The organism is Pontixanthobacter sp. CEM42 (genome assembly GCF_017812015.1).
Lineage (GTDB): Bacteria > Pseudomonadota > Alphaproteobacteria > Sphingomonadales > Sphingomonadaceae > Pontixanthobacter.
The window spans coordinates 651,915-670,517 of record NZ_JADQTN010000002.1 but is presented as its reverse complement, the minus strand read 5'-3'; the positions used below and the strand labels follow the sequence as shown (position 1 = coordinate 670,517).

Below are 18,603 nucleotides of genomic sequence, written 5' to 3'. Positions count from 1 at the left end.
ACAGTAAGACATGGCAGATACCGCCACAGGCTGGACACGCGACCAGATGGCCGCCCGCGCCGCGCAGGAATTGCAGGATGGCTATTACGTGAATCTGGGGATCGGCATCCCTACACTGGTCGCCAACCACATTCCCGAAGGGATGCAAGTGACACTGCAGTCCGAGAACGGAATGCTGGGTATCGGCCCCTTCCCCTATGACGAAGACGTCGATGCGGACCTGATCAATGCAGGGAAACAGACAATCAGCGAACTGCCGCACTCTGCCTATTTCGATAGCGCGTCCAGCTTCGCCATGATTCGCGGCGGACATATCGATTTGACCGTTCTTGGTGCGATGGAAGTCGCGCAGAATGGTGACATCGCCAACTGGATGATCCCGGGCAAGATGATCAAAGGCATGGGCGGCGCGATGGATCTGGTCGCGGGTGTCAAAAAGATCATCGTTGTTATGGATCACAACAGCAAAGCGGGCGATCCGAAGTTTATTCCCGAATGCTCCCTACCGCTGACCGGGCAGAATGTGGTCGATATGATCATTACCAATCTGTGCGTATTCCACCGTGCTGATCATGAAAGCCCTTTCAAACTGATCGAACTCGCCCCCGGCATTACGGCAGAGGAAGTCGCCGCAAAAACGACGGCGCATTACGAGAGCTGATTGGACGCATTCTTGCAGATGACAAAACGGGCGGCTCGTTTCCGGGCCGCCCGTTTTGTTGTTTCTACTGATGCGAATTCTTAGGCGAGAGCCGCTTTCAAATCGTCCACCAGATCGGTCTTTTCCCATGGGAAGTGATCGCCGGCAGGCGTCCGGCCAAAGTGACCGTAGGCTGCGCTGTTCCTGTAGATTGGCTTGTTGAGACCAAGATGGGTGCGGATGGCACGCGGGGTAAGGCCACCAAGCTTCTTGATGCCTTGGATGGCTTTTTCCATCGCTGCATCATCGACGCTGCCGGTGCCGTGCGTGTCGACATAGAGCGACAATGGCGAGGATACGCCAATCGCATAGGCGAGCTGGATCGTACATTTGGTCGCGAAACCGCCAGCAACGATATTCTTCGCCAGATAACGCGTGATGTAAGCAGCCGAACGATCAACCTTGGTCGGGTCTTTGCCGCTAAATGCGCCGCCGCCATGTGGGGCTGCACCACCATACGTGTCGACGATGATCTTGCGGCCAGTAAGGCCCGCGTCGCCATCTGGACCGCCGATTACAAAGGAGCCGGTCGGGTTGATATGCCATGCGGTATCACCCGAAATGAAACCGTCCGGAAGAACGCCTCCAACGACTTTCTTCACATAGTCTTTGAGCGCGATCTCTTCAGCGCCTGAGTCATAGCCCTCAGCATGCTGGGTCGAAACAACCACTGCTGTGCAGGCGACGGGCTTACCATCTTGGTAACGTAGCGTGACTTGGCTTTTGGCGTCTGGCTCCAAAAATGGCGCAGTGCCATCTTTCCGATCCGCCGCCATCTGCTCCAAAATTTTGTGGCTGTAATCGATTGGCGCGGGCATCAAATCCGGCGTTTCGTCACATGCGTACCCAAACATAATGCCTTGGTCGCCGGCACCTTCATCCTTGTTGCCACTCGCATCGACGCCTTGCGCGATGTGTGCGGATTGGCCGTGAAGGTGGTTTTCGAAGGTCAGTGTTTCCCAATGAAACCCGTCTTGCTCGTAACCGATTTCGCGAACTGTCTTGCGAACAGTGTCTTCGATTTCTTGCTCAACACCAGATGCCCAATTGCCATCGGTGTCCATGATGCCCCGACCACGAATCTCGCCGGCCAAAACAACGCGCTGCGTTGTCGTCAACGTCTCGCAGGCAACGCGTGCTTCGGCGTCTTTTGACAGGAACAGATCGACAATCGCGTCGGAAATTTGATCGGAAACTTTGTCGGGATGGCCTTCGGAAACGCTTTCCGAAGTGAACAGATAATCGCTACGCATGATGCCTCATATGAAGAAAGCCCAAGGATATAAAGAAATCCTTATGTCTGTGCGGCGTCCTAGCCGCGTCGCAACTGAGTGGCAACCAGCGAAAGCAATATTGCGAGAATTGCCCAACCCATTGGTAGCCAATTGCCGAGCTTGGAAAATAGTGTCGGCGCTTTGGCTGGCGGAACGAACCCGTCAATTCGGGCGTCGCGGCGCATGCCAATATAATCGCGCACAACACCATTGGCATCGATCACTGCGCTGATACCGGTGGTGGTTGAACGGAGGACTGGTAGCCCCTCCTCAATTGCCCGCATCCGTGCCTGCGCCAGATGCTGTGGCGGTCCCCATGAACCGAACCAGCCGTCGTTGGATGGATTGAAGATGTAATCGGGCCGGGTTTCCGAATCTACGACATCGCCTGAGAATACGATCTCGTAACAAATCTGAATCCCTGCATTGCCCCATTCACCAAGTTCCAGCGTTTGCGGACCGGGGCCGGGCCAAAAGTCGATACTTCCAGCAACCAACCGTGTTGCACCAAGCGGTTCCAGCAGCCAGCGCAGCGCCAGATATTCACCATAGGGGACCAAATGCGCTTTGTCGTAACCTGCGACAAGTTCACCCTGCTCACTGATGGCGGTCACTGCATTCCGCGCGCCTGCAGCGCGGCCATTTTCAATCTCCAGATCGACATTACCAGTGAGCAGCATCCCGCCCTTGTCCGCGACCCGGCCTAACCTGAACCGCGCCAAAGCCGGGTCCGCATTGACAGTCATCTGCCTATAGTAGCGCTGCGGATAGCCATCACGAATGTAATCGGGAACGCCCGACTCCGGCCAGAGGACCAGACGTTTCTCAACTTCTCGCTGCTTCCGGGACAGCAACGCCGAGCGGATAAAATGCCCCTCGAATTTGGACGAATCGTTCAACTCTTCCTGCCGGATATCAGGTTGGATCAGCGTAAACGCCAGTGTGCCTTCTTGCTGTTCTGGAAATATTCCGTACATGCCAGCGACTAATGGCGCTGCAACCATGAGTGCCGTCAGAGGCTTGCGGCGAAATGCGAGCGACAGGAATATTGCGGCGAGTGCGATCACTAAGCCTGACAGCGCATAGGTGCCGAACCATGGCAGAGCGATGGCTAAGCCTGGGCTATTGAACGGCCCCAACAAGACCAAGCCTAACGGATCCCATGCGAAGCCAGTAAATACCCAGCTGCGCAGCCATTCGGCTATCGCCCAAGTGCCCGCAAACAACAGGCCGAACCAGCCGATGCTTTGATTGCGGGACAGCAGTTTGGCGGAAGCTGCTGCGAGTGCCGGATACACCGCCAGATATAGTGATAACAGTGGAACTGCGACCCAGCCAAGCGCGGTCGGCATTTCCGATTGATAAGTGAAGGCCGTCGCTATCCAATTGTTGGCCAGCGTGAAATGGCCGACACCAAACAGCCAACCGCGCATTGCCGCGTCGCGCCACCCCTTGGCGGTGAATATCAACCACATCAGCCCGGCCATTGCCAGCAACGTAAGAGGCCAAAGCGCTAACGGCGGAAAACCGGTTGCCGCAAGCGCCCCTAAAATCAGCGCAAGCCAGCGCGGTCTTGCCAGCGCAAATCCTGTAAATCGGGCGAGAGCAGTCATCGCGGAACCCTCTCCCAGCCCGTTATTGTGCGATTACGCCTCTGCCGAAGCTTCGGCGGCACCATCGCTGTCTTTATCAGCAACCTTGCGGCGGCGCGGAGCACGTTTCGGCTTGGGCGCTTCTTCCTCATCCGCTCCACCGATGGCTGGCGGGAGCGCACTCACGTCGAGCTCACCATTATCGGCCGAAGGCTTTGCAGCACGCGGCTTGCGCGGGCGTTTGGTTTCGCGAGTGAATGGGTTTTCACCTTCATCACCTTCACTGCCCCGGTTACCTTGGTCGCCATCGCCATCATCCTGAGCGCGATTGCCCCGACCGCGTCCGCGCCCGTTCGGCTTACCGCCATCATCATTCTGATCATCGCGGCGACCGCGTGATAGGCGGTTATTCTGCTTACCGCCATCATCATCGTTGCCGTCAGAATCGTCACCGGAATCTCCGCGCTCTTCCTGACGTTTCGCGCGCGCTTCTTCCTGACGAGCCTTATTATCGGCGATGACGCGGAAATAGTGATCGGCGAATTGCAGATAGTACTCCTGCTGCACGCGGTCGCCATTGTGATAGGCATCCTGCGCGAGCTTCTTGTACTTATCGAGCAGCTGCGGCGCATTGCCGCGCGCACGATTATCAATCCGGTTCTGTGCGTTCGGATTACCGCCCTGATTGCGGTTGTTGTTGCGACCACCACCGCGGCGACGATTGTTATTACGATTATTATTCAAGGAATTCTCTTCCCGGTAACGACCCATGGCGGCGTTGTTCATGCCGCCCGGCCAAATGACCTAACCGCGCCCACATTATCGCGAAACGCGGAAGCCCCATTTGCATTTTGCCTGTTTTCCGGTCGCATTGGCGCCGAAGCGCAGGCCGTTCGCAAATGTTGGAGCTAGACCGGATTGAGGGCGAAATCGCCGAAAACCGCTGATCTGTTTGTAGGGGTAACCCCTGTTTTCAGCTTTGCCAAGCCCTTATCTCAGCAGTAAGGCGCGCGGCCTGTGGGCAAGATCGCGGTGAAGCCCGACAGAGAAGCCAGATTTGGAGGCGATTTCAGAGACCGCAGCGTCTTGAGTATGGCCGATTTCGAGGACGGCGATGCCCCCATCGGTAAGCAAGTTGCGTATTTGCGGAATGACAATGCGGTAGTCATCCAGACCATCAGGACCGGCGAAGAGAGCTTGCGCTGGTTCGAAGTCGCGCACTGACGGATCCAACTCCGCAGCGGTTTCGACATAGGGCGGATTGGCGACGATCAGATCGAACAGGCCAAGATCATCGGTCCAGTCTGCATCTTTCCAGTCGCGATGTAAAATGTGAGCGCGTTCCGACACGCTCAACCGCGCAGCATTTGACGCAGCGATTGCAACAGCGCTCAGCGACGCATCGACGCCTACACCGCTGGCATTCGGCTTTTCAGCGAGCAATGTCAGCAGGAGTGCTCCTGACCCCGTACCAAGATCGAGCATTCGCGCATCATCCGTGCATTGCGAGAGCGCTACATCGACAATAGTCTCACTATCACCGCGCGGGATCAGAACATCTGGCGTCACCAAAAATTCGCGCCCGTAAAACTCCTGATGACCCAGGATGTGGGCAATCGGTTCGTGCTGAGCCCGTCGCTCGACCAATCGTTCGAAACGCAATGGCACTTCGAGGTCAACTGCCCGCAGCAACATATCGGAACGTGAAATCTCCATGGCTTCCGCCATCAGCAACTCCGCATCGAGCCGCGCGGTATCAGATGTCTCGCTGAGCAGTTTTGCAGCGTCACGCAACGCGTCTGAGACTTTCACTGCCCCAGCTTCACGAATCGAGCGAGGCCAAGCGCTTTGCCTCATCCTCAGCGATCAAGGCATCGACCAATTCGGTGAGGCCTGCCCCCTCGAGCACTTCCGGCAGTTTATGCAGCGTCAATCCAATCCGGTGATCGGTCACGCGGCCCTGCGGGAAATTATAAGTGCGGATGCGTTCGGAGCGGTCGCCCGAACCGACCATTGCTTTGCGCGCTTCCGCCTCTGCGCCATGAGCTTCTGCGCGCTTCAGATCATACAGCCGCGTGCGCAGCACCTGCATCGCCTTGTCGCGGTTTTTGTGCTGGCTACGTTGGTCCTGCTGGATCACCACTAGGCCAGTCGGCAAGTGTGTCAGACGTACTGCGGAATCGGTCGTATTGACGTGCTGACCGCCTGCGCCAGAGGCGCGATAGATATCGACCTTCAAATCATTCGGATCGACATGGACATCGACTTCATCCGGTTCAGGGAGAACCGCTACAGTCGCCGCCGACGTATGGATGCGTCCGCCGCTTTCGGTCACGGGCACACGCTGCACGCGGTGGACACCGCTTTCGAATTTCATCTTGGCGAACACGCCGGTACCGGTGACATTGGCAACGACTTCCTTGAAGCCGCCGACTTCCGAGGCGCTCATGCTGACCGGCTCGACTTTCCACCCCTGCTCAGATGCGAATTTCTCATACATCCGGTAGAGATCGCCTGCGAAGAGTGCCGCTTCATCACCGCCGGTACCAGCGCGGATTTCCAGCATCGCTGGACGGCTGTCGGCAGAATCGCGCGGAAGCATGGCAATGGCAAGCGCGCGTTCTTTCCCGGGCAGGCTTTCACGCAATCCGCGAAGCTCTTCCTCGGCCATCGCTTTCATTTCAGGATCAGAGAGCATGTCCTCCAGCCCGGCAATTTCCTCACGAATCGCCTGCACATCCTGCGCACTACGCGCGACAGGTTCCAACTCCGCATAATCGCGGCTCGCCTTGACGAATTCCTCTCCCTCGAGCGTACCCGACGCCATCCGCGCTTCGAGTTCAGCGAATCGGTTCACAATTTGGACAAGGCGTTCTTCGGGGATATTCATTATATCTCAGATGCGCTCTGAAATTCGCTCAAGAACGCCTTGGCTTCTTCGACACGACCTGAAGTACTCTCGAACCAAGCAAACTTCGTTGTGTCTTTACCCTCTCGAACATCGAATGATACTAGAACTGCTGGCTCGGCTTTCCTCGCTTTGTCGAACCGCTTTCTCGGACTCCCGGTCGCAAACAGTTCTGTCTGAAAACCACGCCGTCGGCAGCGCGCGACCAACTCAGCGGCTTCCGACTCGCGTGCAGCATGCTCGGCAACGATTGCGACTTCAAGCAAGTCGTCCGCTCGATCACCAACCAACATAGCCAGCCGCTCAATACCTGCAGCCCAACCCACCGCGGGCGTGGCCGAGCCACCGAGGTTCTCAATCAACCCATCATAGCGCCCGCCACCGAGCACCGTGCTCTGGCTGCCCAAAGCATCCGCAGACACACTCCCCTCGTCCGGAATAAATTCAAACGCCGTGTGGCGGTAATAATCCAGACCTCGCACCAAAGCTTCAGCGCGTTTCCATTTGACGCCTGCTGCATCCAGCCCGCTGGTCACCGCTTCAAAAAACGCGCGTGCTTCGTCGGACAGAAAGTCATCAATCTTCGGTGCATCAGCGAGGAAGGGTTTGTCCTTACGATCCTTGCTGTCGAGAATTCGCAGCGGGTTCTTCTCCAGCCGCTCTTGCGAATCTTCACTCAACTCGTCTTTGACCGCGCGGAAATACTCCACGAGTGCCGCGCGCCATGCTTCGCGACTTTCCCCATCGCCCAGCGTGTTGAGATGCAGCGTGACATCCTCAATACCCAGTTCTTTCAGAAGCTGATCGGCCATCGCCAGCAATTCGACATCAGCCTGTGGTTCACCCGCGCCGATAATCTCCGCATCAATCTGGTGGAACTGACGATAGCGGCCTTTTTGCGGGCGCTCATACCGAAACAGGGGGCCGTGCGTTGCCAGCTTCAGCGGCGCGTGCTGCTGCCAACCATTGGTCAAATAAGCACGCGCAATCCCAGCCGTAAATTCCGGGCGCAGCGTCAGCGAATCCCCGCCGCGATCTTCGAATGAGTACATTTCCTTCGAAACGACATCGGTTGTTTCGCCGAGCGAGCGCGCGAACACTTCGGTCTTTTCAAACACCGGCATTTCCGCGCGGCGGAAGCGGTAGAGTTTGCGGACGCGCTCGAATGTCTCAACGACAAAGGCAAATGCCTCCGCATCGGGGCCGAAAATATCCTGCGTTCCACGTATCGCTTTGGGCGTATTCTTGCTCATGGGTGCCGCTTAGGCGGTTGCCGCGCCGCTCGCAATATAGCCTGCGATATAGTCACTTTGCCGCAGTGCAGCATTTTCTTTGTTGGCGGAGCCGCTGCCCGTCGCTATTGAGCAGTGCATGGATATCAGCAAACTCAGCATCGGCGACAATCCGCCCGAAAGCCTCAACGTCATCATCGAAGTGCCAACCGGCGGCGAGCCGGTGAAATATGAATTCGACAAGGATTCAGGCGCTTTGTTTGTCGACCGTATTCTGCACACGCCGATGCGCTATCCCGCCAATTACGGGTTTATTCCGCACACCCTATCGCCCGATGGCGATCCGCTGGATGCGCTGGTCATTGCCCGCACGCCCTTCATCGCGGGTTCGGTAGTGCGCGCCCGCCCGATTGGCGTTCTTAATCTGGAAGACGAGCATGGCGGTGATGAAAAGCTAGTCTGCGTGCCAGTGGATACGACGTTCCCATATTATTCGGATGTCGGTGAGACCAAGGATTTACCCTCGATCATCTTCCAACAAATCGAACACTTCTTCACCCACTACAAAGACCTGGAGCCCGAAAAATGGGTCCGCGTCGGCAATTGGGGTGATGCCGAGGAGGCGAAGCGAGTGGTGTTGGAAGCCATCGCACTGGCCGGAAAGTAAGCCAGCGGCTCAGCCGCCAGCTATCGTCATGCCATCGACCCGCAACGTCGGGGCATTAATGGCGCGGTACATTTCCAGATCATTTGCTGGCGTTAGGTTCGCGAACATAGCGATCAGATTGCCGGCTATTGTGAAGTCGGAAACCGGGCCAGCAATTTTGCCGTCGCTGATACGGAAGCCTGATGCACCGCGGCTATAGTCACCGGTAATCCCGTTGACGCCTTGCCCGATTAGCTCGTTGACGAGCACGCCATCCTTGATGTCCGCGATCAGCTCATCGCGTGTCACATCGCCAGCCTCAACATGAACATTGCTCGCCGAGACACCCGGTGAGCCTCCGGCACCGCGAGATGCGTGGCCGGTTGGTGCTAGCGCCAATTGCTTGGCCGACGCGACGTTGAGCAACCACCCGGTTACTCTGCCATTCTCTACGATTGCACGAGGCGCGGTTGGCAAACCCTCGCCATCAAAAGGTCGCGAACGCGGCCCTCGCATTTTGTGCGGATCATCCATGATCCGGATCGACTTGGCAAACAGATCATCGTCCAACCGGTCGAGTAAGAAGCTGGATCGCCGTGCGATGGCCATCCCGCTCATCGCGCCGAGAAGGTGAGAGACAAGTGTGCCGCCTACACGCGGATCGAACACGACCGTCATCGCGCCGCTGGGCAGAGTTCCAGGGTTGAGCCGCGCAACCGAGCGCTCACCCGCATTTTTGCCGATCGATTCGACTGATGGTAGATCGGACAGGTGCCGAGCGACGCGATAGTCGTAGTCGCGTTGCATCGTCTCGCTTTCGCCTGCGATCATACTTGCGCTCAGACTGTGGCTGGTGGCTTCGTAACCCGCCGAAAAACCATGGCTGGTGACCAATGCCGAGATCGACCGCGAGAAGCCTGCACTTGCGCCATTGCTATTGGTCACACCCGAAACGGCGCGGGCAGCATCTTCGACGTGCAAAGCACGCGCTTTAATCTCGCTCGGCGTGGGTTCTGCAGGGTCACACACGTCGAGATCGCGCGCTGTGCCGGTTGCCAGCAAGTGCTCAGGGGCAAGCCCTGCATAGGGATCTTCGGGCGCTAGCTTGGCCATGGCGACCGCGCGTTTCGCCAAATCACTCAACCCGCTTGCGGAAAAATCGCTGGTGCTGGTTGTTGCAAAGCGCCGGCCGACAAACACCCGCAAGCCGATTTCCTCGCCTTCGGATCGCTCAACATCTTCCAATGCACCAAGCCGCACTGAAACACTCTCGGACGCACTCGCAGCGGTCACTGCATCGGCAGCATCCGCACCGGCTTTGGTCGCAAGATCGATCAATTGCGCGCAGCGATCCTGCGCCTCGGAGGAGGTAATCATGTCAGAAACTGGCCCGTAATGTCATTGTCCGGACCTAGAGTGGCAGATGAGCAGAGGCAACGCCCCCGCACTAATTCAGCGCTTACAATTCAACCCGCCATCGCCCTGAACATAAAGGTCAGCGCGAAAGGCAGACCAATTGCCAGAATCCACAGGAAGGCCAGATCACGCCGGAAGGCCGGAGCATAATCGGGGTCGACCGCCTGCTCATCGCTCAGCGTCGTCCAGCGACGCTCAAACTTGCGCAATGCAGGAATAATCGCTGCGACTAGGAAACACAGCGCAAACAATGCGCCTGTTTTGAGACCGGTCGCCTTCATGGCGCCAACGGTCGCGAAAATATGGATGCCAGTATAGACCAACAGCGCAAAGGCCACATGATCGCTCATGCTCTTTCGCCAATCTTTGCCCCGCCCCGATGTCTCGTGAGCGTCATTAAGCGCCTTGTTCATACGCTTTCTCCCAATGTCCTCGTCCCGAGTCGGAGTATTTCAAAGTCTGGCCCGACAATCAAGCGCAGTAACCACAAGGGGCTTTGACCATGCCCCGATACACCATGCACGAATCTTGCCAGTTTGCAGAAAACGGCTTCTCAACGGGACTCGGAATGCTACATGGGCAGTCTATGAGCATGCAGGAAACCGCAGAACGAACTGAGCCGGTCGCAGCGACGGCCCCGATGCCCAATGGCGGATTGGAAGTCATTTCCATCGCCAAGAGCTATGATAAACGCGCCGTCCTCACCGATATCTCGCTTACTGTCGGCAAGGGTGAAGTCCTTGGCCTGCTCGGCCCGAACGGCGCAGGTAAGACAACCTGCTTCTACTCCATCATGGGATTGGTGAAGCCGGATTCGGGCCGGATCCTGATGGACGGCGACGATGTTACCAAACTGCCGATGTATCGCCGTGCAATTCTCGGGCTCGGCTACCTGCCGCAAGAAACGAGCATTTTTCGCGGAATGACGGTTGAACAGAATATCAACTGCGTGCTCGAAATGGTCGAGCCTGATGCTGACACACGCAGCGCAGAATTGGAGCGATTGCTCGACGAATTTGGATTGGAGCGTCTGCGGACATCGCCGGCAATGGCGCTCTCGGGCGGTGAACGTCGCCGCTGCGAAATTGCCCGCGCACTGGCAGCAAAGCCGTCAATCATGCTGCTGGACGAGCCCTTCGCCGGAATTGATCCACTGTCGATCAGCGATATCCGCGATCTGGTCAAAGATCTGAAGACACGCGGGATCGGCGTGTTGATCACCGATCACAATGTTCGCGAGACACTGGAAATCGTCGACCGTGCCTGCATCATCTATGGCGGGCAGGTTCTGTTCGCTGGAACTCCGCAAGACTTGGTCGCTGACGAGAATGTAAAGCGCCTCTACCTAGGCGAAGGCTTCACTCTGTAATGAGCAGGATGGCGGAAACCTGATCCATGGCCTTGGGCCCGCGCCTAGACCTCAGACAGTCGCAATCGCTGGTAATGACGCCGCAATTGCAGCAGGCGATCAAGCTGCTGGCGCTGTCCAATCTGGAAATCGAAACCTTCATCGGTGATGCGCTCGAAGCCAATCCGCTGCTGGAAGCAGGGGAACTTCGGAGCGAGGATGCACCCGTCAAAGACGAATCCATGAACGAACCGGCGGCCGATGCACCTGTGGGTGAAGAGGCAGCGCTCGACATCGACAAGACAGCAATTGATGTGGACCGTGACACCGGAGACGGCGAATGGGGTGCCGCAGGATCAGGTGCAACTGCAGATGACCTGCCAGGAATAGAGGAAAGCAGTGCGGACTCGATATCGCTCGCTGACCATCTGCACGAGCAAGTCGGTGCCGCCTGCTCCGATGCCCGCGAAGAGTTCATTGCCCGCAATCTTATCGGCCAGCTTGACGAAGCCGGATATCTACGCAGTCAACCGCGAGAGATCGCTGCCGAGCTGGGTGTCTCACTCGTGGAAACCGAACAAGCGCTAGAGGCTGTCCAAACCCTCGACCCGACCGGTGTCGGCGCTAGAAATTTAAGCGAATGCCTCGCGCTGCAAGCGAAAGAAATTGATCGCTACGATCCCTGTATGGAGCGACTGATCGAGAACCTCGATCTTGTTGCGAGGGGTGAATTCGCCCGGCTCAAGCGAATGTGCGATGTCGATGACGAAGATTTTGCCGATATGCTCGGCGAGCTACGCGAGTTCGATCCAAAGCCGGGCCTAGCCTATGGCGGCACACCAGAAAGCGCAGTCGTGCCGGATATTCTTATTGCGCAGAATGATGCAGATGGCTGGGACATAAAACTTAATGAAGCGACGCTTCCGCGCCTTGTTGTCAATCGCGGCTACTTCATTGAACTCAAACAGGGTTGCACTGATAAAGAGTCACGCGGCTGGCTTAATGAGAAGCTCAATGATGCAAACTGGCTGATCAAAGCGCTCGACCAGCGACAAAAGACAATCCTCAAGACGGCGGCCGAGATTGTTAAGAAGCAGGACGGCTTCTTCCGCAACGGCGTATCCGAATTACGTCCGCTGACGCTGCGCGAAGTCGCTGAAGAGATCGAAATGCATGAAAGCACGGTCAGTCGCGTAACTTCCAATAAATACCTCCATTGCGATCGCGGCACGTTTGAACTCAAATACTTCTTTATGAGCGGGGTCGGCGGCGGCGCCGATGGTGAAGGCGGTGCCTCGTCTGAATCAGTAAAGGCCCGGATCAAAGCGCTCACCGATGCCGAAGACCCGAAGAAAATTCTCTCCGATGATAAGCTTGTTGAAATGCTCAAAGGCGAAGGCTTCGATATTGCCCGCCGGACGGTAGCGAAATATCGCGAAGCTATGGGCATCGGCAGCAGCGTGCAGCGCCGAAGGGCGAAAAAGCTGCAGGCTTTGGGGTGAGTCCCGAAGGTCACACCAAAAAAGTGTTAACGGTGTTTACCGCGCGTTAACCTTTTTTGTTCAGATGTTGTGTGGTTAATCCACGGCAACACCTCTTAGCGAAGTGTTACCAGACTGATTTGGGCAAGAGGGGAGCCACCCATGCGTGTACTGTTGATCGAAGACGAGCCAACAACGGCCAAAGCTATCGAGTTAATGCTAACCACCGAAGGCTTTAATGTCTACGCGACCGATCTGGGCGAAGAAGGGCTCGATCTGGGCAAGCTGTATGATTACGATATCATCCTGCTCGACCTGAACCTGCCAGACATGCACGGCTATGACGTGCTCAAGAAGCTGCGCGTCGCCAAGGTACAAACACCCGTTCTCATCCTTTCCGGCATTGCCGAAATGGACAGCAAGATCCGCAGCTTCGGCTTCGGCGCTGACGATTATGTAACCAAGCCTTTCCACCGCGAAGAGCTGGTTGCCCGCATTCATGCCGTTGTGCGCCGTTCGAAAGGCCACAGCCAATCGATCATCCGCACCGGCAAACTGGCCGTGAACCTCGATGCGAAGACTGTTGAAGTCGACAGCGCCCGTGTTCACCTGACCGGCAAAGAATACGCCATGCTGGAGCTGCTTTCGCTCCGCAAAGGCACAACGCTCACCAAGGAAATGTTCCTCAACCACCTTTATGGCGGCATGGATGAGCCCGAACTCAAGATTATCGATGTCTTCATTTGCAAGCTGCGCAAAAAGCTCAGCCACGCATGTGATGGCGAAAACTACATCGAAACGGTGTGGGGCCGTGGTTACGTCCTGCGCGATCCAGAAGCAGCCGCAGAAGCTGCCTAAGTTTTTAGTCTCCTGATACAGCGAGAGCGCGCCCCGAGTTGAAGAACTCTGGGCGCGTTTTTGTATGTGGTTTACTTGTTTTCCGTACGCCATCCGGCGCGCGATATCCTCGCTTTCGCTCCCTGTGGCTACCGCGGCCAAGATTCAAAACGAATATCGATGGCTTGGAACGGTTCGGTTCACGACCAGTGAACCGCAAGCGCGACTGCGCGCCCGAGCTTATGCGAGGTAGCCAAGGAATGCGGATGCATTCCGCCCGGCGACTGAGGGTCTAAACAAACAGACCCCCGCTGCTTGAGACCATACACAAAGCCGCCTAAACGCTCCACCATGACTGCTCACAAGCCCGGCGATCCAACGACACTCAACCGCTTGTACGGCCGTAGCCAAGGCAAACCCCTGCGCGCGAGCCAACAAGATCTGGTCGAGAATTTCCTGACTAAGATTGCTGTACCATTGGAAGGCGACGTCACGTCGCAAGGCTTGTTCGGCGACGACCGGCCGATGCATTTTGAAATCGGCTTCGGTTCTGGCGAACATATGGCCGACCGCGCCGATATGCTGCCCGATCACGGATTTATCGGGGCCGAGCCGTTTTTGAATGGTGTCGCAGGCGCGCTCACCCATACGAAAGAGCGCGGCTTACCCAATATCCGCCTCCACCACGGGGACGCGCTGCAAGTATTGGCGCGCATTCCAGATGGTGCGCTTAGCTTCGTCTATTTGCTGCATCCTGACCCATGGCCCAAAGCCCGTCATGCCAAGCGGCGGATGATGAATGACGGTCCGGTGCAAATGATCGCAGCGAAACTCAAACCTGGCGGCGAATTTCGTTTCGGCACCGATCATGATATCTATCTGCGTCACGCTCTGATGGTAATGCGCCGCCACACAGACGAGTTCGAATGGCTCGCTGAAAGCCCGTCAGACTGGCAAAACCGCCCCGGCGGCTGGAGCCAAACCCGCTACGAGAAAAAGGCGCGCGAAGTGTTCGGACATGAAGTGTGGTATTTCCGGTATCAGCGGAAATAGAACGACGGTTTGGTTGGAGAAGGTCGGTGCTCGCAGCATATCAAAACTATCCGATAACGCTAAGGCTGACGGCCCTATGCTTCGCTGCAGTTGCCTTAAATGCGGTCTATTGTCTGCTCTACAATTACTTCGCCGGCAATCCGGAAACTCTTTTCAACGCGGTTGCGTGGGGTGTCATCAACATCGTGCCGTGGATCGCGGCTGTCGAAACTGCGCGCCACTTCCACAAGCTGAGGACAGTCTGCTGCGCACTGACCGTAGCCATGATCGTCTCGCTCGCCATCGAGTTACCAATTTACGGGGAATACCGCACCGATTTGGACTTTGAGATCGTGCGTCGGCTACCCGGATTGGCAGTTTCAGCTACGGTCCTTGGCATACTGGCCCTAAGAACTCGCGAGAACCGAACAAAGAGCACTACAAGTGATGGGCACCTGCAGGATTTCGATTGGGCCCGTGCCGCAGGCAATTATGTGGAACTGCACCGCTCTAACGGTCCGCCCGTACTTGTTAGATCGACGCTTGCTGCATTGCTAGAAAGCGACGCCAGTGCGCTTTGTCAGATACACAGATCTTACGTGGTCCGGCGCAAATCAGTTGCACGACTGGACCGGCAGGGAGTGCTGCTCACAAATGGCAAGCGTTTGCCGGTTGGCAACGCGTATCGCAATCTGCTGGATTTCGTCCCTTCGTCCCGGCGAGCTTGATCCACCCCTGATCCGCGGCATTCTCGCCGCATGATTTACCGTATTCTAGCATCCGCCCTGTTCGTTTTTACTTTGGCCCATTCGGCCCATGCATCAGCGCAAGAGGCTTCCGCGCTTGAGCATAAGACAGTCTCCGTCTCGACGACCGAGGGCCTTACCCTGTCTGGCTATGTTAGCAGACCGACAGGCTCGCAGGCGCCATTGCCCGCGCTGTTTCTTACCCAGTGGGTATCGTGCGGTTCCGTCGCGCCTCGCGAGAATCGTGTCAGTTCAGAAGAACGGCTGGCGCTGGCTGCTGGCTATGCCCTCATCCGCGTTGATAGAGCGGGTGAAGGATCAAGCGAAGGGCCGGGCTGCAACGCGCTCGATTACAATACCGAGGTACGCCACTACCGCGAGGCGTTGGCCCAAATATCGAAGGATCACTGGGTCGATTCGGACCGGATCGTGATATATGGCAGCAGTTTGGGTTCGACGACAGCACCGCTTGTCGCAGACGGAAATGATGTTGCTGGAGTTATTGTCCAAGGCGGCGGGGCCCTGACATATCTCGAGCGGATGGTGCATTTCGATAGGCAGCAGCTCGAACGACAAGCCGATTTCGCACCTGACAAGATCCACGCAGAGATGCTGCGCCGGATGGAATTTCAGCGCTACTATCTGCTCGACAAAATGACGCCCGAAGCCATTGAAGAGGCTCATCCTCATCTAGCAGGCGTCTGGAACTCACTGCTCGGGACAGATACCAAACCGCATTATGGCCGCCCTCACGCATGGCACTGGCAAGCTGCCGAAAAAGACTGGCTGTCGGCTTGGGTCCGGATCAAGAAGCCCGTGATGGTGATCTATGGCGAATACGATCAGTTCGAACCCCGCCAAAGCCATCGCGTCATTGTCGATACGATCAATCGGTTGCGCCCCGGCTCTGCGACATGGCTCGAGATTCCGCATGCTGGCCATGGGCTACGCATCTACCCAGACCCAGTTTCCGCCTATGCTTGGAGCGACGGGGAAAGTCGGCCAGAATTGTTCGTGGAGCCAGTCAGTAAATGGCTACGCTCCGTTGCTGGCGGCGAGTAAGCTCACCCCACCACCCCCGCGGCAGCCAACACCGCCAGCGTCAGTACATCAGGTGCGATTGCGGTCATCGGAACGATCTGCACCGGTTTCTCCATCCCGATCAACATCGGGCCAATCGTATCATCTCCGCCCAATTCGCGCAGGATTTTTGCAGACAGGTTGGCCGATTGCAGACCGGGCATAATCAGCACATTGGCGGGGCCAGACAGGCGATTGAACGGATATAGCTCCATGACTTTCGGGTTCAGCGCAGCATCGGGTGCCATTTCGCCTTCATACTCAAAGCCAGGATCTTCCTGATCGAGGATCGCTACCGCTCCGCGAATATTGTCGAGCCATTTCCCACTCGGATTGCCAAAGGTCGAATATGACAGGAACGCTACACGCGGTTCGTGGCCCATCCGGCGTGCAACGGCAGCGGTTTCGCGTGCAATATGCGCAAGCTCTTCAGCGCTCGGGCGTTCGTTGATGGTCGTGTCGGCAAGGAATGTCGTGTGGTTCTTGCCGATCATCATATGGATACCGAAAGGCAGCGCGTCTTCTTTTGAATCGAGCACCAGATTAACTTCGCGCGCTGTCTGCGCGAAGGTTCGCGTGACGCCCGAAATCATCGCATCGCCATGACCCAGCGCCACAAGCAGCGCGGCAAAGACGTTCCGTTCCTGATTGACCATCCGGCCAACATCACGGCGCGTATGACCTTTGCGCTGCAGTCGCTCATAGAGATAGTCGACCATCGCAGGAACATGTTCGCTGTCTTTCGAGTTCTGGATTTCGAAATCGCGATGATCCTCGACGCCCAACATATGCATTTTGTCGGCGATAGCTTTGGTCCGGCCCACCAGAACCGGTGTGCCGTATCCAAAGTCACGGAATTGGATCGCCGCGCGCAGCACGACTTCTTCTTCTGCCTCGGCAAACACGACACGTTTTGGATTGGCCTTTGCTGTCTCATAGGTGTTCGTAAGAACCGATGTCGTCGGATTGAGACGCGCCTTAAGAGACTGCCCATAGGCTTCAAAATCTTCGATCGGCGCGAGCGCAACGCCCGAATCCATCGCTGCTTTCGCGACGGCTGACGAGACAACTTCCATCAGGCGCGGATCGAATGGCGCAGGGATGATGTAGTCGGTGCCGAACTTGTGGTTCTTGCCGTAGGCAGCGGCCACTTCCTCGGGCACTTGGCGGCGGGCCAGCTCGGCAATCGAATGCGCCGCGGCGACTTTCATTTCCTCGTTGATCGCAGTCGCTTGCACATCCAGCGCGCCGCGAAAAATGAATGGGAAACCGAGAACATTGTTCACCTGATTGGGGAAGTCCGAACGGCCCGTTGCGATAATCGCATCGGGACGGACGGCTTTGGCGTCGTCCGGCGTAATCTCGGGGTCAGGATTGGCCATTGCGAAGATGATCGGCTTATCCGCCATTTTCTTGACCCATTCCGGCTTGAGCGCACCAGCGGCAGACAGCCCGAGGAAAATATCGGCACCGTCTAGCGCTTCTTCCAGCGTACGCGCTTCTGTCTCGACCGCGTGGGCGCTTTTCCACTGATCGACCTTTTCGCGGCCCGGGTAAATTGGCCCAGACCGGTCGCACACGGTCACATTCTCATGCGGTACGCCGATGCTCTTTATCAGCGCAGTACAGGCAAGCGCAGACGCGCCCGCCCCGTTCACAACCATCTTCACGTCTTTGAAATCACGCCCGGTCAAGTGACAGGCGTTGATCAGGCCAGCGGCGGCAATAATCGCCGTGCCGTGCTGGTCATCATGCATGATCGGAATATTCATCCGCTCGCGCAGCGCTTGCTCAATAATGAAGCATTCAGGCGCGGCGATGTCTTCCAAATTTATCCCGCCGAAGCTCGGCTCCATCAGGGCAACCGCTTCGATAAAGGCGTCCGGATCTTCTGTTGCGAGCTCGATATCGATAGAATCTACATCGGCGAAACGCTTAAACAGAACCGCCTTGCCCTCCATCACGGGCTTGGATGCCAATGCACCCAAATTACCCATGCCAAGAATGGCCGTACCGTTTGAAATCACCGCGACCAGATTGCTGCGCGCGGTGTATTTCGCTGCATTGGCCGGATCATCCGCGATGGCCTGAACCGGTACAGCAACACCCGGGGAATAGGCCAGCGCCAGATCGCGCTGCGTTGCCATCGGCTTGGAAGCGACAATCTCGATTTTGCCGGGCCGGATTGTCTCGTGGTAAAACAATGCTTCGCGTTTGGTGAACCCTGCATTTTTGTCGTTTGCCACGTAGGTAATCCCTCTGCTGTAAACTGCTGATCGCCGTTTAAACCAGCTTGGCGCAATGCGATAGG

The 18,603-nt window shown here is 56.8% G+C and carries 17 protein-coding genes; 8 read left to right on the top strand and 9 right to left on the bottom strand.

Annotated elements, in window-relative coordinates:
- Nucleotides 1-10: 10 nt before the first annotated feature.
- On the top strand, nucleotides 11-661 hold the full coding sequence (locus J9777_RS13260; RefSeq protein WP_245228744.1) for a CoA transferase subunit B: 651 nt from the start codon (nucleotides 11-13) through the stop codon (nucleotides 659-661).
- An 80-nt stretch (nucleotides 662-741) separates the two neighbouring features.
- On the opposite strand, the gene metK is transcribed toward J9777_RS13260, so the two are convergent.
- The 6 genes from metK to hisS all read right to left on the bottom strand — a co-directional run bounded on the left by metK (nucleotide 742) and on the right by hisS (nucleotide 7,727).
- Nucleotides 742-1,953 (bottom strand): methionine adenosyltransferase, encoded by a 1,212-nt coding sequence (gene metK / locus J9777_RS13255; RefSeq protein WP_209349277.1) that lies wholly within the window; start codon nucleotides 1,951-1,953, stop codon nucleotides 742-744.
- A 59-nt stretch (nucleotides 1,954-2,012) separates the two neighbouring features.
- Nucleotides 2,013-3,587: an apolipoprotein N-acyltransferase gene (lnt, locus tag J9777_RS13250; RefSeq protein ID WP_209349276.1), complete on the bottom strand. Its 1,575-nt coding sequence runs from the start codon at nucleotides 3,585-3,587 to the stop codon at nucleotides 2,013-2,015.
- Nucleotides 3,588-3,620: 33 nt separating this feature from the next.
- Complete coding sequence (locus J9777_RS13245) at nucleotides 3,621-4,310, bottom strand: DUF4167 domain-containing protein (RefSeq protein WP_245228743.1); 690 nt, start codon at nucleotides 4,308-4,310, stop codon at nucleotides 3,621-3,623.
- Between the two features lie 246 nt (nucleotides 4,311-4,556).
- Nucleotides 4,557-5,378 (bottom strand): peptide chain release factor N(5)-glutamine methyltransferase, encoded by an 822-nt coding sequence (gene prmC, locus J9777_RS13240; protein WP_348632004.1) that lies wholly within the window; start codon nucleotides 5,376-5,378, stop codon nucleotides 4,557-4,559.
- A gap of 10 nt (nucleotides 5,379-5,388) precedes the next feature.
- Nucleotides 5,389-6,456, bottom strand: a complete 1,068-nt coding sequence (gene prfA, locus J9777_RS13235) for a peptide chain release factor 1 (RefSeq protein ID WP_209349274.1) — start codon at nucleotides 6,454-6,456, stop codon at nucleotides 5,389-5,391.
- Nucleotides 6,456-7,727, bottom strand: a complete 1,272-nt coding sequence (hisS, locus tag J9777_RS13230; protein WP_209349273.1) for a histidine--tRNA ligase — start codon at nucleotides 7,725-7,727, stop codon at nucleotides 6,456-6,458. The genes prfA and hisS overlap by 1 nt, the downstream gene beginning before the upstream one ends.
- A gap of 118 nt (nucleotides 7,728-7,845) precedes the next feature.
- Here hisS and ppa point away from each other — a divergent pair, with 118 nt between their 5' ends.
- Nucleotides 7,846-8,373 carry an inorganic diphosphatase gene (gene ppa / locus J9777_RS13225; protein WP_209349272.1) on the top strand — a complete coding sequence of 176 codons (528 nt, stop codon included), beginning with the start codon at nucleotides 7,846-7,848 and terminating at the stop codon, nucleotides 8,371-8,373.
- A 9-nt stretch (nucleotides 8,374-8,382) separates the two neighbouring features.
- On the opposite strand, the gene J9777_RS13220 is transcribed toward ppa, so the two are convergent.
- Both J9777_RS13220 and J9777_RS13215 read right to left on the bottom strand, forming a co-directional pair.
- Complete coding sequence (locus J9777_RS13220) at nucleotides 8,383-9,729, bottom strand: TldD/PmbA family protein (RefSeq protein WP_209349271.1); 1,347 nt, start codon at nucleotides 9,727-9,729, stop codon at nucleotides 8,383-8,385.
- Nucleotides 9,730-9,818: 89 nt separating this feature from the next.
- Nucleotides 9,819-10,118, bottom strand: coding sequence for a hypothetical protein (locus J9777_RS13215; protein ID WP_245228742.1), 300 nt, complete (start codon nucleotides 10,116-10,118; stop codon nucleotides 9,819-9,821).
- A 242-nt stretch (nucleotides 10,119-10,360) separates the two neighbouring features.
- On the opposite strand from J9777_RS13215, the gene lptB reads away from it, so the two are divergent.
- From lptB to J9777_RS13185, 6 genes are all read left to right on the top strand, one after another.
- Nucleotides 10,361-11,137, top strand: coding sequence for an LPS export ABC transporter ATP-binding protein (gene lptB / locus J9777_RS13210; RefSeq protein ID WP_245228810.1), 777 nt, complete (start codon nucleotides 10,361-10,363; stop codon nucleotides 11,135-11,137).
- Nucleotides 11,138-11,163: 26 nt separating this feature from the next.
- Entirely contained in the window at nucleotides 11,164-12,618 is a 1,455-nt protein-coding gene (gene rpoN, locus J9777_RS13205; protein ID WP_209349268.1) for an RNA polymerase factor sigma-54, read from the top strand.
- Between the two features lie 141 nt (nucleotides 12,619-12,759).
- Nucleotides 12,760-13,455, top strand: coding sequence for a response regulator transcription factor CtrA (locus J9777_RS13200; protein ID WP_160604897.1), 696 nt, complete (start codon nucleotides 12,760-12,762; stop codon nucleotides 13,453-13,455).
- A 330-nt stretch (nucleotides 13,456-13,785) separates the two neighbouring features.
- A complete protein-coding gene (locus tag J9777_RS13195) occupies nucleotides 13,786-14,487 on the top strand; it encodes a tRNA (guanine(46)-N(7))-methyltransferase TrmB (RefSeq protein ID WP_209349267.1) in 702 nt (233 codons plus the stop codon).
- A 26-nt stretch (nucleotides 14,488-14,513) separates the two neighbouring features.
- Nucleotides 14,514-15,194 carry a LytTR family DNA-binding domain-containing protein gene (locus J9777_RS13190; RefSeq protein WP_209349266.1) on the top strand — a complete coding sequence of 227 codons (681 nt, stop codon included), beginning with the start codon at nucleotides 14,514-14,516 and terminating at the stop codon, nucleotides 15,192-15,194.
- A gap of 30 nt (nucleotides 15,195-15,224) precedes the next feature.
- Nucleotides 15,225-16,274, top strand: a complete 1,050-nt coding sequence (locus tag J9777_RS13185) for an alpha/beta hydrolase (RefSeq protein ID WP_209349265.1) — start codon at nucleotides 15,225-15,227, stop codon at nucleotides 16,272-16,274.
- Nucleotides 16,275-16,276: 2 nt separating this feature from the next.
- Here the strand turns inward: J9777_RS13185 and J9777_RS13180 are convergent, their stop codons facing one another.
- Nucleotides 16,277-18,538: an NADP-dependent malic enzyme gene (locus J9777_RS13180; RefSeq protein WP_209349264.1), complete on the bottom strand. Its 2,262-nt coding sequence runs from the start codon at nucleotides 18,536-18,538 to the stop codon at nucleotides 16,277-16,279.
- Between the last annotated feature and the right edge of the window lie 65 nt (nucleotides 18,539-18,603).